At 65.3% G+C, this 1,372-nt stretch carries 2 protein-coding genes; one reads left to right on the forward strand and one right to left on the reverse strand.

Annotated features, from left to right (window positions below; translation table 11 throughout):
• Positions 1 to 811: dihydroxy-acid dehydratase domain-containing protein (locus PI86_RS15440; protein ID WP_039324311.1), on the reverse strand; the 811-nt coding region annotated here is incomplete at its 3' end.
• A gap of 293 nt (positions 812 to 1,104) precedes the next feature.
• Between PI86_RS15440 and PI86_RS15445 the strand changes: the two genes are divergently transcribed.
• On the forward strand, positions 1,105 to 1,372 hold a 268-nt coding region (locus PI86_RS15445; protein ID WP_039324315.1), incomplete at its 3' end, for a MurR/RpiR family transcriptional regulator.

The following is a 1,372-nucleotide window of genomic DNA, read 5'->3' on the forward strand; positions in this document are numbered from 1 at the left end:
GGTCGAGCACGCGGCGCGCGGCTTCGGCGGTCAGCGCATCGCGCAGCGCCGTGTGCGGATGGACGAACGCCGAACCCGGCAGGTGCAGGCCCATCAGCTCCATCAGCATCTGGTTGCTGTTCGCGGTGCCGTAGAACGTGCAGGTGCCGTGGCCGTGATACGCGGCCGATTCGGCTTCGAGCAGCGCGTCGCGCCCGACCTGGCCGGTCGCGAACTGCTGGCGGATCTTCGCCTTGTCGTCGTTCGACAGGCCGCTCGTCATCGGGCCAGCCGGCACGAAGATGGTCGGCAGATGGCCGAACTGCAGCGCGCCGATCAGGAGGCCCGGCACGATCTTGTCGCAGATGCCGAGGCAGAGCGCTGCGTCGAACATGTTGTGCGTGAGCGCGATCGCAGTGCCCATCGCGATCGCCTCGCGCGAGAACAGCGACAGCTCCATCCCGGGGTTGCCTTGCGTGACCCCGTCGCACATCGCCGGCACCCCGCCCGCGAACTGCGCGACGCCGCCGTTCTCGCGCGCGGCGGCCTTGATGATGTCGGGGAAATCCTTGTACGGTGCGTGCGCGGACAGCATCTCGTTGTACGAGGACACGATGCCGATGTTCGGCTCACGGATCGCCTTGATCTGGAACTTGTCGCTGCCTTCGAGACCCGCGAAACCGTGCGCGAGGTTCGCGCACGACAGCGCGCCGCGCGCCGGGAACTTGCCCTGCGCGCCGTCGATGCGCTGCAGATAGGCGGAACGGGTCGATTGGCTGCGGGCGATCACGCGTTCGGTGACTTTCGCCAGAGTGGGGTGCAGCGACGTCATGCTGGGCGCTCCTGTATGCCGGACGACACCGGCGGTTGGAATCGTGGGGACGATCGAATGCGTCGAACGAACGAGGCCAGTCTAGTAGAAAAACTACAAGCACGCAATGCAGATCGATCTGCGCGCAACCCTTACTCCCGCCACCAGCAAGGCTTTACCTAGTGAAAACCCTAATCCATCGCGTCGCCTGCTCCGAAAAATGCCACCGATGAAGCTAGCAATTTCTTGTAGATTTTCTACAATTCGATTGCGATACACTCGCTCATCCGAACCCGATTTTCATCCGCCGTCCCATGCTGCCTCGCATTGAAGCGATCCGCGCCGAGTTGCGCCCGTCCGAGCGCAAGCTCGCCGACTACATCCTCGCCGCGCCGCGCGAGGTGCTCGACCTCGCGATGACCGAGCTGTCGACCCGCGCGGGCGTCAGCCAGCCGACCATCGCGCGCTTCTGCCAGGCGCTCGGCTGCAGCGGCTTTCGCGAATTCAAGATCCGGCTCGCGCAGAGCATCGCGCCGGGCGTGTCGTCGGTGTATCGCGATGTCGAGCCCGACGAGCCCGCGC

Source organism: Burkholderia sp. A9, from assembly GCF_000801975.1.